Annotated in this window: 1 protein-coding gene; it reads left to right on the top strand. The window is 62.1% G+C overall.

All coding sequences use genetic code 11. The features are described 5' to 3' along the window. The first annotated feature begins 69 nt into the window (after window positions 1-69). Window positions 70-1,250, top strand: a protein-coding gene (locus tag TBU01S_RS22645) for an IS3 family transposase (protein ID WP_088178918.1) whose coding sequence is annotated in 2 segments (ribosomal slippage) — window positions 70-322 and window positions 322-1,250 — 1,182 coding nt in all. Because the reading frame shifts where the segments join, the coding sequence is not laid out codon by codon here. The last annotated feature ends 38 nt before the right edge of the window (window positions 1,251-1,288 follow it).

Below are 1,288 nucleotides of genomic sequence, written 5' to 3'. Positions count from 1 at the left end.
GAGCTGCCCCACGAATTTCGTCTTCCAGCGTAGTCGTCGTAGGATCGACACAACGAGAGGAAGAACGACGTGAAGCGCATCCCGAAACAGGAATACACGGCTGAGTTCAAGGAGCAGGCCGTCAAGCGAACTGACGAGGTCGGCAGCATCGGCCGTGTTGCCGAGGAACTGGGGTTGGTTGAGCAGACGCTGCGCAACTGGGTCAAGGCGGCGAAGGCGGGCAAGCTGAATCCGGCCGGCGCCAAGCAGATCACTACCGAGCAGATGGAGCTGTCGCGGTTGCGCGCTCAGGTCGCGCGGCTCGAGATGGAGCTGGAGATCACAAAAAAAGCGGCGGCATATTTCGCGAAGGATCTGCTGTGAAATATGCCTGGATCGAGACGCAGCGCAGATCCTTTCCGTTGCCTGTGCTGTGCGAGGCCTTATCGGTGAGCCAGAGCGGCTTTCGGGCTTGGCGGGGCGGCGGAACGCCGGACCGCAAGCGACTGACCGATGCGCAGGCCCTGGTGCTGATCCGCACGGTTCATCAGGAGGTCCGGCAGGCCTACGGGGCACGACGCATCCACGCCGAGTTGCGTGGGCGTGGCTACCGGATCGGCTTGCCGCGCATCGAGCGATTGATGCGCGAGAACGGCATCCGGGCACGGCACAAGCGGCGCTACAAGGCGACGACCGACTCCAGGCATCGCCTGCCGGTGGCCGACAATGTGCTCGAGCGCCAGTTCGCGCCTGAGGCGCCCAATCGCGTCTGGACAGGCGACATCACCTATATCGCCACCGCCGAGGGTTGGCTGTACCTGGCGGTGGTGATCGACCTGTTCAACCGCGAAGTGATCGGCTGGTCCATCAAACCACGGATGACGACCGACTTGGTGATCGATGCGTTGTCGATGGCATGGTTTCGCCGGCGGCCAGGACCGGGCGTGCTGTTCCACTCCGACCGGGGAAGTCAGTACGCCAGCCAGGCTTACCAGGCCCGCCTGGCCACGTACGCCATGCGCGGATCAATGTCGCGCAAGGGTAACTGCTGGGACAACGCACCGACTGAGAGCTTCTTCAACAGCCTCAAGAATGAGCGGGTGCATGGCGTGAGCTACGCGACCCGAAACGAGGCCATGAGCGATCTGTTCCAATACATCGCCGTGTTCTACAACCGGAGCCGCCGCCACTCCAGCCTGGGATATCTGTCGCCGACCACGTTCTTGCAGAACTGGATCGAGAGACAGAATCAGCAAAAAATGGCAGCATGAGGACGGTCAGTTGGAAGGCGGAAAACGTAGGGCACCTC

Origin of the sequence: Thauera butanivorans NBRC 103042, assembly GCF_001591165.1 — a bacterium.
Classification (GTDB): Bacteria; Pseudomonadota; Gammaproteobacteria; order Burkholderiales; family Rhodocyclaceae; genus Thauera; species Thauera butanivorans.
The sequence above is the reverse complement of the archived record's forward strand: the minus strand, read 5'-3'. Positions and strand labels throughout refer to the sequence as shown.